This is a genomic window from Jeotgalicoccus sp. S0W5 (genome assembly GCF_011634875.1).
Classification (GTDB): Bacteria; Bacillota; Bacilli; order Staphylococcales; family Salinicoccaceae; genus Jeotgalicoccus; species Jeotgalicoccus marinus.
The window spans coordinates 39,125-55,744 of sequence record NZ_SIRQ01000006.1; the positions used below are offsets into that span (position 1 = coordinate 39,125).

General features: G+C 35.3%; 16 protein-coding genes and 1 pseudogene. 6 read left to right on the forward strand and 11 right to left on the reverse strand.

What is annotated here, in order from left to right; genetic code table 11:
• Window positions 1-55: 55 nt before the first annotated feature.
• Window positions 56-1,228 carry an iron-containing alcohol dehydrogenase gene (locus EYB29_RS08315; protein ID WP_166627058.1) on the reverse strand — a complete coding sequence of 391 codons (1,173 nt, stop codon included), beginning with the start codon at window positions 1,226-1,228 and terminating at the stop codon, window positions 56-58.
• A 235-nt stretch (window positions 1,229-1,463) separates the two neighbouring features.
• Here EYB29_RS08315 and EYB29_RS08320 point away from each other — a divergent pair, with 235 nt between their 5' ends.
• Genes EYB29_RS08320 through EYB29_RS08335 form a run of 4 tightly spaced genes read left to right on the forward strand, consistent with a single transcriptional unit; the run spans window position 1,464 to window position 3,971 of the window.
• On the forward strand, window positions 1,464-1,787 hold the full coding sequence (locus tag EYB29_RS08320) for a PadR family transcriptional regulator (RefSeq protein WP_026867121.1): 324 nt from the start codon (window positions 1,464-1,466) through the stop codon (window positions 1,785-1,787).
• On the forward strand, window positions 1,774-2,367 hold the full coding sequence (locus EYB29_RS08325) for a DUF2812 domain-containing protein (protein WP_026867122.1): 594 nt from the start codon (window positions 1,774-1,776) through the stop codon (window positions 2,365-2,367). Before EYB29_RS08320 ends, EYB29_RS08325 begins: the two co-directional genes overlap by 14 nt.
• Window positions 2,368-2,385: 18 nt before the next feature.
• Window positions 2,386-3,249, forward strand: coding sequence for an ABC transporter ATP-binding protein (locus EYB29_RS08330; RefSeq protein WP_026867123.1), 864 nt, complete (start codon window positions 2,386-2,388; stop codon window positions 3,247-3,249).
• Window positions 3,249-3,971 (forward strand): ABC transporter permease, encoded by a 723-nt coding sequence (locus EYB29_RS08335; RefSeq protein ID WP_026867124.1) that lies wholly within the window; start codon window positions 3,249-3,251, stop codon window positions 3,969-3,971. Before EYB29_RS08330 ends, EYB29_RS08335 begins: the two co-directional genes overlap by 1 nt.
• 210 nt (window positions 3,972-4,181) lie before the next feature.
• Here the strand turns inward: EYB29_RS08335 and EYB29_RS08340 are convergent, their stop codons facing one another.
• Together EYB29_RS08340 and EYB29_RS08345 are read right to left on the reverse strand one after the other, a co-directional pair.
• Window positions 4,182-5,207, reverse strand: coding sequence for a DUF4097 family beta strand repeat-containing protein (locus tag EYB29_RS08340; protein ID WP_166627059.1), 1,026 nt, complete (start codon window positions 5,205-5,207; stop codon window positions 4,182-4,184).
• Between the two features lie 24 nt (window positions 5,208-5,231).
• Window positions 5,232-5,933, reverse strand: a pseudogene (locus EYB29_RS08345) (GTP pyrophosphokinase).
• 96 nt (window positions 5,934-6,029) lie between these two features.
• On the opposite strand from EYB29_RS08345, the gene EYB29_RS08350 reads away from it, so the two are divergent.
• A complete protein-coding gene (locus EYB29_RS08350) occupies window positions 6,030-7,025 on the forward strand; it encodes a threonine ammonia-lyase (protein WP_240921853.1) in 996 nt (331 codons plus the stop codon).
• A gap of 52 nt (window positions 7,026-7,077) precedes the next feature.
• On the opposite strand, the gene EYB29_RS08355 is transcribed toward EYB29_RS08350, so the two are convergent.
• The 8 genes from EYB29_RS08355 to EYB29_RS08390 form a co-directional block, all read right to left on the reverse strand.
• The gene (locus tag EYB29_RS08355) at window positions 7,078-8,295 is read right to left on the reverse strand and encodes a DUF819 family protein (RefSeq protein WP_026867127.1); all 1,218 of its coding nucleotides are present in this window, start codon (window positions 8,293-8,295) and stop codon (window positions 7,078-7,080) included.
• Between the two features lie 54 nt (window positions 8,296-8,349).
• Entirely contained in the window at window positions 8,350-9,177 is an 828-nt protein-coding gene (locus tag EYB29_RS08360; protein WP_166627060.1) for an exodeoxyribonuclease III, read from the reverse strand.
• An 83-nt stretch (window positions 9,178-9,260) separates the two neighbouring features.
• The gene (locus EYB29_RS08365) at window positions 9,261-10,340 is read right to left on the reverse strand and encodes an NAD(P)H-dependent flavin oxidoreductase (protein ID WP_166627061.1); all 1,080 of its coding nucleotides are present in this window, start codon (window positions 10,338-10,340) and stop codon (window positions 9,261-9,263) included.
• 113 nt (window positions 10,341-10,453) lie between these two features.
• On the reverse strand, window positions 10,454-10,909 hold the full coding sequence (locus EYB29_RS08370) for a hypothetical protein (RefSeq protein ID WP_166627062.1): 456 nt from the start codon (window positions 10,907-10,909) through the stop codon (window positions 10,454-10,456).
• 152 nt (window positions 10,910-11,061) lie between these two features.
• Window positions 11,062-12,414: a 23S rRNA (uracil(1939)-C(5))-methyltransferase RlmD gene (rlmD, locus tag EYB29_RS08375; protein WP_166627063.1), complete on the reverse strand. Its 1,353-nt coding sequence runs from the start codon at window positions 12,412-12,414 to the stop codon at window positions 11,062-11,064.
• Window positions 12,415-12,438: 24 nt separating this feature from the next.
• Window positions 12,439-14,202, reverse strand: coding sequence for a 5'-nucleotidase C-terminal domain-containing protein (locus EYB29_RS08380; RefSeq protein WP_166627064.1), 1,764 nt, complete (start codon window positions 14,200-14,202; stop codon window positions 12,439-12,441).
• Between the two features lie 34 nt (window positions 14,203-14,236).
• A complete protein-coding gene (locus EYB29_RS08385; protein WP_026867134.1) occupies window positions 14,237-15,178 on the reverse strand; it encodes a diacylglycerol kinase in 942 nt (313 codons plus the stop codon).
• 24 nt (window positions 15,179-15,202) lie between these two features.
• Window positions 15,203-15,706 carry a GrpB family protein gene (locus EYB29_RS08390; protein WP_026867135.1) on the reverse strand — a complete coding sequence of 168 codons (504 nt, stop codon included), beginning with the start codon at window positions 15,704-15,706 and terminating at the stop codon, window positions 15,203-15,205.
• A 119-nt stretch (window positions 15,707-15,825) separates the two neighbouring features.
• Here EYB29_RS08390 and EYB29_RS08395 point away from each other — a divergent pair, with 119 nt between their 5' ends.
• Window positions 15,826-16,584, forward strand: a complete 759-nt coding sequence (locus EYB29_RS08395; protein WP_026867136.1) for a hypothetical protein — start codon at window positions 15,826-15,828, stop codon at window positions 16,582-16,584.
• Window positions 16,585-16,620 lie beyond the last annotated feature (36 nt).

A 16,620-nucleotide genomic window follows, 5' to 3' on the forward strand; every position in this document is an offset into this window, starting at 1 on the left:
TCAATAAAACTTTAGAGTAAGGCATGATTTATTATTAATAAAAAAGAAGAATAGCTTAAGCTATTCTTCTTTCACTGATAAAAACGCGTTCAAGCAATCCTTGAAAATCATCTTTATTAAACATGACAGGGACTGGATAGTAAGGATTCGCTTCTTTATATGCAAGTTTAGCTAAGAAACCAACTTCTTCTTTAGCTAATGCATTCAACGGCATTTCAATATTCATTTTTTCATTCAACTCACGGATTCCATGAATAAATTTTTGCGCGCTTTCTTCAATGCTATCCGATTCTTCTGAAACGCCTGCAATCAGTGCAAGTTTCGCTAGTTGACTGTTAATTTTACTACCGTACTTCTCTAATACATAAGGCATTAAATAAGCCACTGCATGACCATGTTGGATTTTATATTTTAACTCAATTGAATGACTCAAGGCATGAATATTACCGAGTCCAGCTCTTGTAAATGCCTTACCAGAGAAATAAGATGCTCTTTGCATATTTGTTCTTGCTGTTATGTTACTACCGTCCTGGTATGATTCATATAAGTTTTTGAAGATGAGTTCCACTGCTTCTTCACTTAGTATTCTCGTTTGCTTATTGGAATTTTGGCTAATATAAGCTTCAACGGCATGCACTAAAGCATCCATGCCTGTATAAGCTGTCATCTCTCTTGACAGACTTATCAGCAGTTCAGGGTCTAAGACAACTGTTTTCGGCATGAGCTTAGCGTCAGTGATCACGAATTTATTCTTACCAGTTTCATCACTGAGTACTGCACTGTTTGATGTTTCACTTCCAGTTCCTGCTGTCGTTGGTACTGCAACTAAGTAGGGTAACTTATTTTTCACTTTCATAAATCCTTTATACTCACTTAGATGTTCCATATTATTTGTGGATAAAACCCCAGCACCTTTGGCACAATCTATGGCAGAACCTCCACCAAAACCAATGATTGCTTGGCAATTCTCTCTTAAATATAAATCTCTTGCCTCCTTAGCATGTGATACTGATGGATTTTCTTCTACACCTTTATAAATATAGTAAATAATATTCGCCTCATTTAAAGACGCTAGAAGTGAATTAAGAAGTCCAGCATTTAATATTTTTTCATCTGTGACAATCAGTACTCTATCTATGTTATCATCTGCCATTTTTGGCGCTAATTTTTCAATACATCCGGCACAGTTAAGAACCGATTCAGGTTGCCAATTAAATAAAGGTGCCATACTTTTTAATAAGAATTGATATGCTCTACTATAAAACCTTAAAAACATGATTATCTTTCCTTTCAAAGCGTCTAATCACCCGCTTATTGTCACATGATACATACCTATTCCTAAATTATCGTGAAAGGAAAATGATAAATAGATTAAATTTTCATCAAATATATACCGTTGACATTTATACAGTCCAACTATATAGTTAAACTATACAGAACAACTATATAAAGGAGAACATTATATGAGACCTAAATTAGTTCCTTTATCAGAGACCATGCATCTAATATTGCTCGCACTTAGAACACCTTTACATGGTTATCGCATTATGCAGTTAGTTAGTGAAATGAGTCAGGGAGAAGTTAACATCGCAGCGGGTACGCTTTACGGCGCCTTAGAAAATTTAAAGAAACACGGTTATATAGAACTCTTATCAGAACCTGGTGAACGAAAAAAAGTATATCAAACCACTACCATCGGTGAAGAAATTTTAAAGAAAGAAAATGAAAGGTTACATCATATTATTACGCTTTATGAAAAAGGAGTTGAAGAAGATGAAAGTAAGTAAGTATTTCACAGATCCAAATAAGCAAGAAAAATGGTTGAACGAAATGAATGAACAAGGTTACAAACTTGTCAAAAATCCAATGGATTTTATTTTTGTATTTGAAAAAAGTGACAAAAATTACGTTACTCGCCTTGATTATCGAAATAGCATGAGTACAGAAAAGTATAATGAGTATGTATCAATCCATGAAGATCTGGGATGGGAACACGTCCGTGGTGGCCGCTTTGGAATGACACCCCACACATGGACGAAGGTCAAAGATGGTAACGATGAACTATTTTCAGATGTCGAATCAAAAGTAAGTTTTTATAAACGTGCTGCTTCATACACAGGCACTTTTGCTTTTATATTTCTGATTTATACTTTTATATTTTTCAATGCCTACGATGGAGAAATTTTTTTAACACCTGGCTTGTTTGATATGGAAGGCTTTGAATTTTGGCGTGCATTTTTATTTGAATTACCTTTTGCGCTTATGAGAGTAGTACCACCATTTATCTTCTTAATAATGGGTATATTTTTCTTTATGTCCTATTCAAACCTAGAGAAAGCAAAAAAAGAAGCTGAAAAAAATCTTTAAGTAAAGGAGATCGAACAGATGGAACTAAGCAATGTAACAAAAAAATACCGATCCAATTTAGTATTAAATCAGGTCAATTTTATGCTCGACTCCAATGTAACTGGACTGATTGGTAAGAATGGTGCCGGTAAAACAACTATGATGAAGATTATGTGCAACATTATTCCTAATTATTCAGGAGATGTGACTGTTGATAATCAAGCAACAGTTGGTTATTTAATTGAGGAACCAAAATATTATAAAAATCAATCTGGTCTATATAACATTAAGTATTTCACGAATATTAATGGCACTGCTTATGACAAGCAATATATTAATAGTCTCCTAGAAGATCTAGGCATGTCTGGCTATGTAAATAAAAAAATGAAGACCTACTCTATGGGTATGAAACAAAAATTAGGTCTGGTTATTGCCTTAGCTAGAAAACCAGACTATTTAATTTTGGATGAACCGACAAATGGCATGGACCCTGATGGATCCATAGAAGTTCTAAGAATCATAAGAGATTTAGCTCGGTCTCAGAATATGAAAGTTTTGATATCTAGTCATAAACTTGAAGATATAGAAGCAGTGAGTGATGATATTGTTTTTATCGACAAAGGGGTTTTAAGCAATAAGGAAAACATTGCTGAACTGTCGACTCAAAGTACCCTATCCTTGGTTTTTGACATTAAAGATATTGAACTTGCCAAACAAATTATTAAGGAAATTGATAGTCAAGCTAAAATTGATGAGACTATTATCTCAACCCGTCAGGTTAATAAACTGCAGGATATCTTAAAAGCACTTAGTGTTGACGGCGTGTATCCGGTGGATATTAATAAGCATAAGCAATCTGTTAAAGATTATTACTTTAGTCAAATGAAGGATGGTGAGAAATAATGAAGATTAGTAAAATAGTCACTTACGATTTACTTGCAGCTTTAAGAAGTTGGTTCACTTATTTCTCACTAATTCTGTGCATCTTACCTGCTGGTGCTATAGCATATTCAGTCGCAAATTTTGAAGCACCATTTGATACGACTCAATTGATTGCATTCTTTGCATTCTTCGGGTCCCTACTCGTCGTGATTAATGCGATGTTACCTTTTACTAAAGACTTAAGTCAGAATACGATTATTTTAATGATGAATCAATCAAGTAATAGAATGAAATATTTCTTGAGTAAAATAATATCCATCGGTTGTAGTGGATTACTCTTTGGACTCGCCTGTCTAGCTTCTACTTATGTACTTTCAAACTATGCTGGACTAGACTTTGACTCAGCACTATACTGGAAGATTCCAGTCACTTATGTCATTTACACATTGTTTTATGGTGCATTATTCCTATTAATTAGTATTTACTTTACTAACGTTGCAGCACTATTTATTATTGCTTTGATTTCAATCGTGCTACTCCCGAGTTTATTTAACGGCTTATTATTCTGGGATAAGATACCAGATTCAGTCGTAAAATTTTTAGAAAATAGCCTGCCACTCTACTATTTACCAGATCTTCTTAATACTCTTGAATGGCAAACTTCATTTTACTTCTCATCTATTGTTGCCATTCTATTATTCACAGTATTGGGCATGTTATTGATTAGAAGAAAAGATTATTAAAATTTTAGGGTGAAAATCTTGATATGATTTCCACCCTAATTTTGTGATTTTTTATAGTATTTTGGTTATGTTGTGTTGCCGGATGGAGATGACATGTTCTCATCTCTGTTCTAAGCATTTTGAATGGAGATGACACTTTCTCATCACTTTTCGAATCACATCGGATGGTGACAAACTGACCTCATCACCATCCCAAAAACAATAAAACCCCTATAACAAGCTAACTCTCACAGAACCCATCTCACTTTTATATTCTGCCTTATAACGAGAATCTACAATTTCAACCTTTGCCAAGTCGTTATGTACCTTACCGACATTCGCCTTCGCAACGACTTTGGTTAACTGAGGTGCTTTTTTATAGTTAACATGAACTGCACCCATCTTACTGATTGCTTTCACGTTACTTTCTACTTTTAATCCTGTCAGATTGATACTCCCGAGTTCTGAAACCAGATGATAGTAATCAGCTCTTACATCTTCTAAAATAATTTTACCCATCTCTGTTTTCATAGATAATTCATTAAACTGACTTGTTCGTGAAATAAGACTCCCCATATCAGATTTAATCTCGGCATTATCACTTTTCACATTTGTTGCTTCAACCATTCCTTCAGAACTATGAAGTCTTAGATTTTTAGCATTGATATGAGCCAAACTGATTTTGCCGTGTCTTAAATCCACATTCAACTCATCTAATGACTTAGGCCAAATGATTGTCAGCTCATCATTTCGCATCTGTTTTCTTTTTTTCATATAGTCAAAAATCGTATGCACTCTTACATTTTTCTTTCGTCCAGTATGAAGTATGTTCAACCGGCCATCTTTAATTTGATAGCTCAAATCACCTTTATGTGAATACGATATAAATTTAAATCCAAGCTTATGTCCAGCCTCAACTTTGACATCGACCGACGTCCCGCTCACCATCAGCTTTTGAATATCATACTCATTGACCACAGATGCAAAATCCGCTGTTACTGGTTGAATCTCACCTTCTGGAACCTCTAGGATCTTTTCTTCCTCCGTAGCTTCTTCATCAACAACAGCATCTTTTATATATTTCTCAGCCACTTTTTTCGGGTCATCCAATACTTTTAACAAGTCCGCTTCACTATCTCCTAAATCTTTAGCTCGTTCGATTTGTAATTTGAAACGATCGATGATTTCATCCCTTTGTTCTTCTGGTAAAACTCCGAGTTCATCTTCCAATTCTTTTATAAAATTATCTAGCGTCATAAAATTCTCCTGATTCTACCCTACTTATTTTTCGATTTCGTTATGCATATTTTGCATTTTATCTTCCACATCTGAAATTTGTCTGGCACATTCTAATAGTGTTTCTTGATACGCTTTAGTATCCTTTTTAGTATTTTTATAGCGCATCTTATGTTCAAGGCTTTCCCACATATCCATGCCAATCGTTCTAATTTGAATCTCCACAGGTGTATGCTCAATTCTTTCCGATAAAAACACAGGGACTGATACAACGATATGAAGACTACGATAACCATTGTCTTTGGGATGCTCTATATAGTCTTTTCTCTTTAATAATTTAACATCTTCTTGTTTTAAAAATAGAGATTCTAGCACATAGATATCTTCAATCTAATTACAAATTACACTCATACCAGCAATGTCTAAAATGTTTTTGTTAGCACTTGCAACGTCAATATCTAGAACTTTTCGCTCTAGCTTACTCAATAAACTCTGAGTGCCCTTCACTCTGCTCTCCATGTGATGAATGGGATTATGCTTATGAATGACTTGAAACTCATCATCTAAAATTTTTAATTTCGTTGTGACTTCTTCTAAAGCAGAAGAATATATATGATTGAGTTCCACAAAATCTATAAGTTGATCAAAATATTCTAGAGAATTGAAGTGTTCTCTTTCCTTAATTCTATTCGCCATTGATTCTTTCAAATCTAAAATATCTATAGATGGTTTACGGTCAACGTACATTTCATACACTCCTAGAAATACTTCTTTCTCCTATTATAAATGTATTTTTAATAATATACCAAAATTCATATATTTCTATTATTCTGAAAAAGCGTTATGATAAAACTAATAAGAAAAGGGGATGGTATGATGACATTGAAATTAGCTGATATCAAAGAAGCTCGTGAACGTATTGCACCATATACTGTAGAGACACCACTTTTAAGATTACATAACTTAGAAGAATACTTAGGTTGTGAAGTGTACGTTAAGTTAGAAAATATGCAATTGACTAAGGCTTTTAAACTTCGTGGAGTGATGAACACCCTACTCCAACTTTCTGACGAACAGTTAAGTAAAGGCATTATTGCATCATCTTCAGGCAACCATGGTCAAGCCATTGCCTATGGAGCAAAGATGCTCGGTATTAAAGCAGTCGTCGCTGTTCAAGATACAGCTCCAGCATTCAAGAAAGAAAAGATTTTAGAACACGGGGCAGAAATTATACCAACGACTGTTGAAGAACGTTTTAAGTTAACTGAAGACCTTGCTAAAGAACATGGTTACGAATTAATTCACCCATTTAATGATTATAGAGTTATGGCAGGACAAGGCACAATTGGATTAGAGATTTTAGAGCAACTACCAGATGTCGATCAAATTTTTGTACCCGCTTCAGGTGGTGGGATCTTATCCGGTATCGCAACTGCGATTAAAGAATCAGGTAGCAGTGCTAAAGTTCATGGTGTTGAGCCATTTAATTTACCGAAATATAATGAAAGTCTTAAGAACAGGAAAATTACACAAGTTGAAAATAAAGGGACAATCGCTGATGGCTTAGTGACTGTAGTGCCAGGTGAAAAGACCTTCCCAATCGTTGAAAAATATGTAGATAGCTTCCATACAGCAACTGAAGAAGCAATGAAAATGGGACAAAAGTTATTGTTAATGGAAGGAAAAATCTTAGCTGAAATCTCCTCATCCGCGAGTGTCGGTGCAGTACTTAATAAAGAAATAGAGGTTAATCCTAAAGACAAAGTATGCTTTGTTATTACTGGTGGCAACCTTGGTTTTGAACAACTAGACTACATTAAAGATGTAGATTATAAGTAATATATATAAAAGCGACGTGAAATTAGATTTTCACGTCGCTTTATCTATTCAACTACATCATAGATGTAAACCATACACCAAGTGAGGTACCTATATAGTTACCTATAATGTATCCTAGTGTACCGATGATGAGTATCGGTCCAACTAATTTTGTCCAACCTCTCGAAATCGCCATTGCTGCAGCGGTTGTTGGTCCACCGATATTTGCATTACTCGAAAGTATGATTTCCTCTAAATTAAATTTAAATAATCGACCGAAGCCAAATGAGATAATCATATTAATCAACACAATAACAGCTGCAAACACTAAGATTATTGGTGCATTTTGGATAATTAATGGAACCGATGCAGGTACACCAATGACTACAAAGAATATATAGATGAAAAACGTCCCAAATTCTTGTGATCCCGCAATGTTTTCAAAGTATTTAGGGAAGCTCGCTACAAGTACTAGTGTTAACGTTGTAAGCATTAAGTAGTTATCACCGATAATACCTCTTAAGACAGATAATAAAATATTGCTATCTTCCGGAATTACACTGGCAAAAAATTCAGCAATAGAGAATGACACTGCTACAATGATAAAGGCTGTTCCAATCGCTAAAGCTATATCTTGTAATGAAATATCCTTAGATTTCCAATATGAGGCAGCATGATTATCGCTTTTTCCATTAGACTCATTTTCATCCATGTGTGGTGTGCCGAATTTGTTTTTAAAGAATGATACTGTCGGTATCAATATAAGAACAAAGAAATAAACTGCCATTAGTAGATTATCCGCAACGACTGTAGAAGATACTAGGTCTTGTGGCACGTCAAATCGTGTCGCCATTGCCGCAAAGTTAACCCCACCACCTGAGTAGGAACCACTTAACATGGCACCGATATAGTTCGCTTGTGGTACAAACTCTCTTAACAACAAGAAGGCAACAATTGCACCTGCTACTGTTCCGACTGTACTAATTAAAAAGATAATTAACAGGCGTTTACTCTCTTGCCAAACCTTAATAACGTTCGACTGGAATAGTAAAAGTGGTATTGCGAGTGGCACCACGTATGTCCATACTGCATCATAAACTGGTGATTCGAGTGGAATAACGCCAGTATTACTTAGGAGCATGGCCCCCACTAAAGCGATTATTGCTCCAGATAACTTTGATGCCCAACTGTATTTTTGCTCGAGAACAATAGCGACAGCCGCCCAACCAATTAATATCGCCCAGAGCACCCAATAATTATCTGGACTAATGAAACTTGTTGTCTCTCCCATGGTAATTCCCCCTAGTTTTTACTTACCATTATTATACTCGATTTAAAGCCTCACCTATATATCAATTTCCATTAAAATTGGAGTATGATCCTGTCTTGGTCCTGAGTCAATCATCTCAGACTTACGAACCTGTCCAGCTAAACGATTTGAAACTAACCAATAGTCAATTCTCCATCCTGAGTTATTAATCTTACTTGTTTTCGCTCTTTGTGCCCACCAAGTATACATGCCTTCAACGTCCCCATTAATGTGACGGAATGTGTCAGTAAATCCTTTGTTTAAAAGGTTTGTAAATCCTTCTCGTTCTTCATCAGTAAAACCTGGAGAACGACGGTTATTTTTTGGATTTGCTAGGTCTATTTCTTTGTGTGCAACGTTGTAGTCTCCCGTGGCTAAAACTGGTTTTTTCTCATCGAGATCAGCTAGGTAATTTGAATATTGAATGTCCCATAGTTGACGGTCTGCTAACCTTCTAAGACCATCCCCAGCATTTGGTGTATACACTTGAGTTAAATAAAAGTCTTCAAACTCTAAAGTAATCATTCGTCCTTCTGCATCCATTGTCGTAGGTGCACCGATTGATGGATAATGCACTTCAGGTTCTAGGTGATTTTTGTATAAGAACATTGTTCCAGCATAACTTTTACGTGCGGGTTCTTCTGAACTACGCCACACTATGTTATATGAAGGAAAGGCTGTTTCTAAAGCCTCTACATGTTTTTTGGTTGGACCTTTCGCTGATAATTTAGTTTCTTGAATCGCAATAACATCAGCGTCGTGTACCTGAATGGATTTGATTACTTCTCTTGATAATAATGCTCTAGCAGAATCACTTGTTAGTGCTGCGTTTAGTGAATCTATGTTCCATGAAATAAACTTCAAAATGCTTCCTCCTGAATAAAATGAATTTATATTTGCTTATTGTTTATCTTATCCAAAATCAATCATCATTTCCATTGCTCGAATTAAGATTGGAATAACTTATTAATGACATCTTCAACTTGAGTAACCAGGTCTATTACCATTTGATTCGCAGAGTTCTCTTTAGAGCTTCTTAAATTTTGTCCACACCATAACGACATGTATTCAGGGCGATTTAATTTTGCTGCTTTAGCTCGAATCGGCTGTGTTAAACTATTTTGTACTGGATATGAAGGGACTTTCCCTTCATACTGACGCATTTCTTTTATAAAATCATTCAGTAAACCTCTTGCTGGCTTACCACTGAAAGTCGTGGTCACTACAGTATCAGTTTCTTGTGCATTTAAGATCGCAAGTTTTGCAACTTGTGGTGATCCGCTCTCCTCACTCGTTAAAAAGGCTGTACCTAATTGTACACCTTCTGCACCGAGGCCAAGAGACGCAATGATTCCACGTCCATCAGAAATGCCACCAGCTGCAATGACGGGTATGCCAACATGATCTACAACTTGTGGTACCAAAGCCATGGTGCCAATCATCGGTAGTGTTTCATTATTTAAGAAACTTCCTCTATGTCCACCCGCTTCACTGCCTTGAACAACAATTGCATCCATACCAACTGATTCATTGGCAATTGCTTCATCTACAGTAGTTGCGGTACCTATAATAATAATGTCCTCTGCTTTTAATTTCTTAATGATATCTTCATCAGGTATACCAAAAGTAAAACTGCAAATTGGAACGTTCTCTTCAATAATAACTTCGACTTGTTGTTTAAAATTCTCATCTGTAACCTTTTTAACAGGAGGTGCTTCATTGATGTTCAATTCATCTCTATATCTACTTAACCACTCATTTGCCTGATCAATTTCATTTTGTTCTACTTGAACAAATTCAGGCGTAAACAGATTCACTGAAAAAGGTTGATCCGTTAATTTTTTAACTTCTTGAATCGTCTCTCTTAATTTTTCAACATTCATGTAACCCGCACCGATACTACCTAGCCCTCCGGAATTGGATACTGAAGCAACTAAATCAGGCGTCGTAATTCCACCTGCCATACCCGCTTGAATAATTGGATATTTAATGCCTAAACTTTGACTTAACTGATTATTATTCCACATCAAACAATTCCCCCTTGTATTTGTATATAGTATACAATACGCAATATGCAATATATAAGATAAAAGACAAAGACCGTTAAGATCTTTGCCTACACTTACTTAACATTAGTAGATTACTTTTCTTCTAGAAATACATAAGTTTCTTCCATTGAAATATTTTGATAGCTATTTGATAATTGAGAAGTTTCATCACCTACATGTAATTCTCCATCATCAATTACTCCGCTATAACTATAATATTCATCAGGTGTTTCTTTAAATTCTACGAAGTCCAATCTTAAATTTGTACCTTCATCTTCTAGTTTAACTGTTAGACTCTCACCATCTAAGCTGTAACTACCAGTATATTCATTACCTAGATTCAAAAGCGTCACTTCATCAGCTGAAGAAAATTCTAAAACTAACATGTTTGAGGAAAAATTAATTTCAGCATTTTCTTTTTCTTCTTCCGAAATTGTAGGGTCATTACTTGAGATACCTAATTCTTTACCTTCTAGTCCTGTTTCATTATTACTACAACCTGTTACTATAAACAGCATTACACCTAGTACTATTGTAATAATTCTCAAATTCTTCATCCCCCTACTAAACTATAGATTTTAGTAATTCATCAATTAATTCTTATATATTTAACTATAACTCACTTCTTCATTAATTGGCAGCGCTATCAAATTATGTCAAAGCATAATAAAAGAGGCTACATAAACAGCCTCTTTTTAATCTATTTTCTCTCTAACACAGTAACCGCTTCAACGTGTTTCGTCTGAGGGAATAAATCCACGGGTACTACGGATTTAGCTTTGTAACCATGTTCTACTAAATACTTCATGTCTCTTTGTAGTGTACCTGGGTTACACGAGATATATACAATTTTTTTCGGTTCTACTTCTAATAACGAATCTAAGAATGTTTGATGACAGCCTTTTCTTGGTGGATCTACAAAGACTAAGTCTGCACTGACACCGGATTTAACTAGTTTAGGCATCACTTCCTCAGCCTTACCTAAATAGTAATCTGCATTATCGATACCATTCAACCGTGCATTTTCTTTTGCATCTTCAACTGCAGAGTCAACGACTTCAATGCCAATGATTTTCTTAACTCTGTCTGATGCAGCAAGTCCTATTGTCCCAATACCTGAATACGTATCGATAATCGTTTCGTCACCATTTAAATCGGCAAGATCTAAGCCGATTTGATAGAGTTTTTCAGTCTGCTCGTGATTCACTTGATAGAAGGAACGGTCTCTAATTTTAAATTCTCTACCGAGTAAGGTATCCGTAATATATTCTTTTCCGAGGAGCACAATTGAACGCTTGCCAAATATCACATTGGTCTTTTCATCATTAATATTTTGTACAATACTCTTGATTGCCTGAAATTCTTCTCTTAATGCTTTAATGATCGATAAAAATTCATTACGCTTACCATTAGTAATAAAGACGACTTGAATCTCACTATCATCATGATTCGACCGTATGACTAAGTGTCTTAACAGTCCTTCATGCTTCACTTCATCGTAAATCGAAACATCTTCTTCAATCAGTTTCTCCTTAACGAAATTCATAATATCATTGTGAATATCTTTTTGAATATAACAATGGTTGATGTCAACGATATCGTGTGAACGTGGTTTATAAAAGCCCATCACTAACTTACCATCCACTTTTTGCACTGGAATCTGAGACTTATTGCGGTAGTAGTTCCCACTACCTGTCACTGTGTCTTTAATTTCTAGATTTAAACCGGCCAGTCCATTGATATTTTGTTCGACAACTTCTTTTTTAAATTTCGCCTGTTCAAGGGCATTCATTACCTGAATCTGACAACCTCCACATTGAAAGTAATACTGACATGGGGGCACTTGTCTATTTACTGAGACTTTATTTATCTTTAAGGCTTTACCAAAGGCAAATCTTGATTTGACCTGTAAGACTTTGAAACGAATTTCTTCATCTTTTAAAACATCAGCAATAAAGACCGGCTTATCGTTAACTTTAACGACACCCATGCCTTCTTTTGTATAGCTTTCTACGACCCCTTCATACTGTTCATTTTTTCTTAATACACTCATTATTAAACCTCTAACTGTTTCGTTTTATAAATCAATTTCATAGGTTGAAAACCCATCACCGTGGTCTTCAATATATCTAATCGGTAAGTCATCTGTATATTTTCTCCCTAGACTCCCGCTCTTAAATTGGTATGTTCCGTGTGGTAAAAGTGTCATTGGCTTTTTATCAGTAAAAGTCTCACCATTCTTCAAATACTCAGTTAAAATATCTCTAACAGATAAGGCAGATTCATAAATAATCTCAGCATCTCTTAAAAAAGGTGCATAAGCGACTTTGTAGTTATTTGCTGCAACTAAAAACATATCTTCATCACGAATTGGTTGCCCTTCATACTCAAGCTTTACTACTCTATTAGAATCACTAATTTGATGGGCAGAACTTCTATATCGTGAAGGCTCACTTAAATCAAATGTATAAGTAAGATCAAAGAAAGTATCAAAGTTATAACCTGGAAAACCATCTCTCGAATGATTTTCTTTAACTAGTGATACTGCACCGACTTGATTGAATGAAGATGCTGACCATTCAAGCCATTCTCTTAACACTTTGCCTGTAATTTTCACGATGACTAATGTGTTTGCATGCTTATACAAATTCACTGTGTCTGTGACTGTTAAGTCACCTGCTTTGATATCTGTGAAATCGTTCTTTCCGTCTCGTCCACTTTTAATAGCAGAATTAAAACCGAGTACAGGTAGCTGTTCTTTCTGAACTTCAGCTAGTCCTTTCGCATACCAAACGACCGCTTCAGATACGACCTGGACTGCTCTTGAAGGTATAACTCTAGAAAAGTACGTATGTAGTGACACATCAGTATGACCAACGACTTGATTTAAATACCCTTTCACTTTCTCATGATAAGAATTAAAGTCTTCAAGGGCTTCGTAATCAATCATCATATCTGTCGATGGAATTAAGCTAGATTTACCTTCAGTAACTGTCCATCCTTGGTCATATTCTAAGTCAAAAGATAGTAAGCCTAAATGACTGGCAGACACACCAGGTTGAACCATAGGGATTCCATTAAATGTGCCCTTAAATAGATCCAAGCGCTCATCTTGAACATTGATGTCTTCATGCGGGAACAAGTCGTGTGTATGGCCAAACACAATACCGTCAATGCAGCCTAATAACGCCATTAGCATTGCCTGGTTTTCACCATGTGTATGTTGGTCATCTGCCGCTTTACTCATTCCTGTATGACTCAATAGAATAATAATATCTGCCCCATCTTCTTTTAAATCCGCTGCCGTTTGTTTTACCGCTTCTGACATAGGGTGAACATCAACATTCCCAGATAGATGAAATTTATCCCATTTCATAATCTGCGTTGGGACTACACTTAAAAATCCAATATTAATTGGCTTCTTATCTATTTCTGTTTTCATAATGTAAGACTTTTTAATAATGGAAGATAGCACACTATCCTTAAAATCGACATTTGAATTAACAATAGGTACATTCACTTGTTCATAGAAATCACCTAAAAATGATAGGCCGAAATTAAACTCATGATTGCCAAGACCAATCACATCATACATATTGTTGATAATTGAGGGTAAGAGTGCCTGTTTAGGATGAATGCTGTCATATTCACTCCATACATCACCCTGTAACAAATCACCATTATCCACAGTGATTACGCACTCGTCTTCATGCATATTTTTATAATGTTCAATATATGATTTAAATTTTAGCAGTGCATTAGACTTCATTTCATTCATAAAATAATTATAAGGATAAATTGCACCATGCACATCCGTAGTTGAAAATATTGTCAATTTCAAAGCAGTCACCCTCAGATTATTGTCTTTACATTTCTTATTCCGTGTCCGGTAAACTATATTCCATGTCCTCACCATTTAATTCCTGATAAAACGCCAGTGGCACCCTTACTTTTAAAAACTCTTTCTTATTTTTAAAGTGTGCCGGTAAGACGCCACCAAACTCACCATCTAAATTTAACTGTACCTCTTCAAAAGATGACACTTTGACCTCTCTCGCTTTAAAGTAATGTACCTTTGGATGTTTTAAATGTTCGCCCTTCATGGCGATGGAAAGTAGATGGGCAAACTCCGCTAAATTAACATCTTCAATAATTAACAAAGAAAAATAGCCATCATTCAGTTTGGCATCTGGCACAAGCTTCTCAAAACCACCAATGGAATTTGTGAGACCAATCAAAAAGAGCATGACTTCACCTTGAAAGACATCATCATCATACTCAATACGTAGATTGATACTCCTCATTTGTGGAACCAGCTCTATACCCTTTATATAGTAAGCTAGAGAACCTATCATTGCTTTAAGTTTGCTCGGCGCCTCATAAGACACTTCTGTAATCTTTCCACCACCAGCAATATTCATAAAGTGCTTACCATTCATACTCCCTAAATCAACTTTCGCTGTTTTACCACTTAGAATAGTATCGATAGCTTCTTCTAAATTGTTTGGAATTGTTAGGGCATGTGTAAAATCATTTACAGTCCCCATTGGGATAATACCGAGGTCTGGTCTTTCGTTAAAGTCTGCCAGTCCATTAATCACTTCATTGACAGTACCATCACCACCGACGGCAACAACCAAATCAAAATTTTGTTCACAGGCAAACCTAGCCGCATAAGTCGCATCATCCGGCCCAGATGTCGCATGCGTACTTGTGATATAACCTGCATTCTCAAATCGAGTCAACACATTCGATAATTGATCTTTAAATGTTTCTTTACCAGCAGTAGGATTATATATAATTCTCGCAGTCTTCATAAATATCTCCTCTATATTATGAATTTATACGCCCTCGGATGATTCATTTCTATTCATCATCGAAAAGAGACGATATTTACGCTCCCCGTACTCATCTTCCGTAATTTCACTCTTAAGAAAAGCTTTTTTAAGTATTTTTAAATTATCACTGTAGTTTTTATCGAAAACAAGAAATTCAGTACAGTTAATGACCGTTTCCTTTTTTCTACTACCACTGCTCATAAAAATCATATTAATATTCGTTCCATCAACCGTTCGCCTGATGACCATATCATCCCTAAAGAAATCTGAGAAATCATCGATTTGCACATAGCCTTCAGCAATCAATATATCTGCTAAATTCTTAACATCATCATAAGATTTTACGATAAACAAAATATCCAAATCACAATCATAAGGGAACTTTCTAAGTTTAGAGGAACCAATATGATGTACTTCTATAATCATTGATTTAAAAAAGTTTAATATTTCAAATGCTTGATTTATATATATATCTTTAACACTACTATTTAAATTTTTTATATTCATACAATCATCCTAAAATAATGTCGTTCACATCTATTTCATGTATAATAATCAGTAAAAGAATTATGTGCCAATATTATAACATATTCATGATTGGCAATATTATTATTTGAGGAGATACTATGAAAAAAGCTATTGCAATCATATTACTTATCGTCTTTGGTGCTGGCTTGTATTTTAACTTCGTACATACCGGCTCAGCGTCAAACAACACAACAACAGAAGACCAAGAAAGTGCGAAAACAGAAAACAATGAAGACAATCAGAACAATGAATCAGCTGAAGATTCTGAAGCATCGACTGATGAAACTGAAACGTCTGAACAACCAGATTCTATCGCTTTTAATGAGTCAAGCATCCAAGAACAGTATGATCAGCGAATTGCTAACAATGAAGCTTTAATTGTCGACGTTTTAACACCTGCATACTACAACAGTGACTTTGCTGACAAATTAAACCAACAGTTCGATACAAACACTATACAGTTTAATCAAGTGGAAATGCCAGGTAACACTGTTGATATGAATGAATTAACTGTTAACGACAATAGCGACATTGTGATCATGGATGCAATGCAAATTGCAGACTATAATGATGAAGTGCTTCCGGAACGTAACTTGAATAACTTAAGAAATGCATACATGGACCTATACAATGCAGATAAGACAGTTATTATACTTGGTAATGCAAATGTTCACGAACATGAAAACTTAGCAGACACGCTAAGTAATGATGCTGAATACTTCCCAAACAATGACTTCTTCTATATCGATAACCAAGAAGTCTCTGTTGAGAACCCTTATAACCCAGATGACAATGTTATGAATCCAGCAGTTGAAGATGAGATAATAAATAATATTCAAGCATACTTACTTCAGTAAGTAGAAAGGCGGAAAATCATATGATTTTCCGCCTTT

Excerpts from the sequence above, each read along its gene's own strand:
- EYB29_RS08315 (WP_166627058.1), bottom strand. The coding sequence starts at position 1,228 with ATGGCACCTTTATTTAATTGGCAACCTGAATCGGTTCTTAACTGTGCC.
- EYB29_RS08320 (WP_026867121.1), top strand. The coding sequence starts at position 1,464 with ATGAGACCTAAATTAGTTCCTTTATCAGAGACCATGCATCTAATATTG.
- EYB29_RS08325 (WP_026867122.1), top strand. The coding sequence starts at position 1,774 with ATGAAAGTAAGTAAGTATTTCACAGATCCAAATAAGCAAGAAAAATGG.
- EYB29_RS08330 (WP_026867123.1), top strand. The coding sequence starts at position 2,386 with ATGGAACTAAGCAATGTAACAAAAAAATACCGATCCAATTTAGTATTA.
- EYB29_RS08335 (WP_026867124.1), top strand. The coding sequence starts at position 3,249 with ATGAAGATTAGTAAAATAGTCACTTACGATTTACTTGCAGCTTTAAGA.
- EYB29_RS08340 (WP_166627059.1), bottom strand. The coding sequence starts at position 5,207 with ATGACGCTAGATAATTTTATAAAAGAATTGGAAGATGAACTCGGAGTT.
- EYB29_RS08350 (WP_240921853.1), top strand. The coding sequence starts at position 6,030 with ATGATAAAACTAATAAGAAAAGGGGATGGTATGATGACATTGAAATTA.
- EYB29_RS08355 (WP_026867127.1), bottom strand. The coding sequence starts at position 8,295 with ATGGGAGAGACAACAAGTTTCATTAGTCCAGATAATTATTGGGTGCTC.
- EYB29_RS08365 (WP_166627061.1), bottom strand. The coding sequence starts at position 10,340 with ATGTGGAATAATAATCAGTTAAGTCAAAGTTTAGGCATTAAATATCCA.
- rlmD (WP_166627063.1), bottom strand. The coding sequence starts at position 12,414 with ATGAGTGTATTAAGAAAAAATGAACAGTATGAAGGGGTCGTAGAAAGC.
- EYB29_RS08385 (WP_026867134.1), bottom strand. The coding sequence starts at position 15,178 with ATGAAGACTGCGAGAATTATATATAATCCTACTGCTGGTAAAGAAACA.
- EYB29_RS08390 (WP_026867135.1), bottom strand. The coding sequence starts at position 15,706 with ATGAATATAAAAAATTTAAATAGTAGTGTTAAAGATATATATATAAAT.
- EYB29_RS08395 (WP_026867136.1), top strand. The coding sequence starts at position 15,826 with ATGAAAAAAGCTATTGCAATCATATTACTTATCGTCTTTGGTGCTGGC.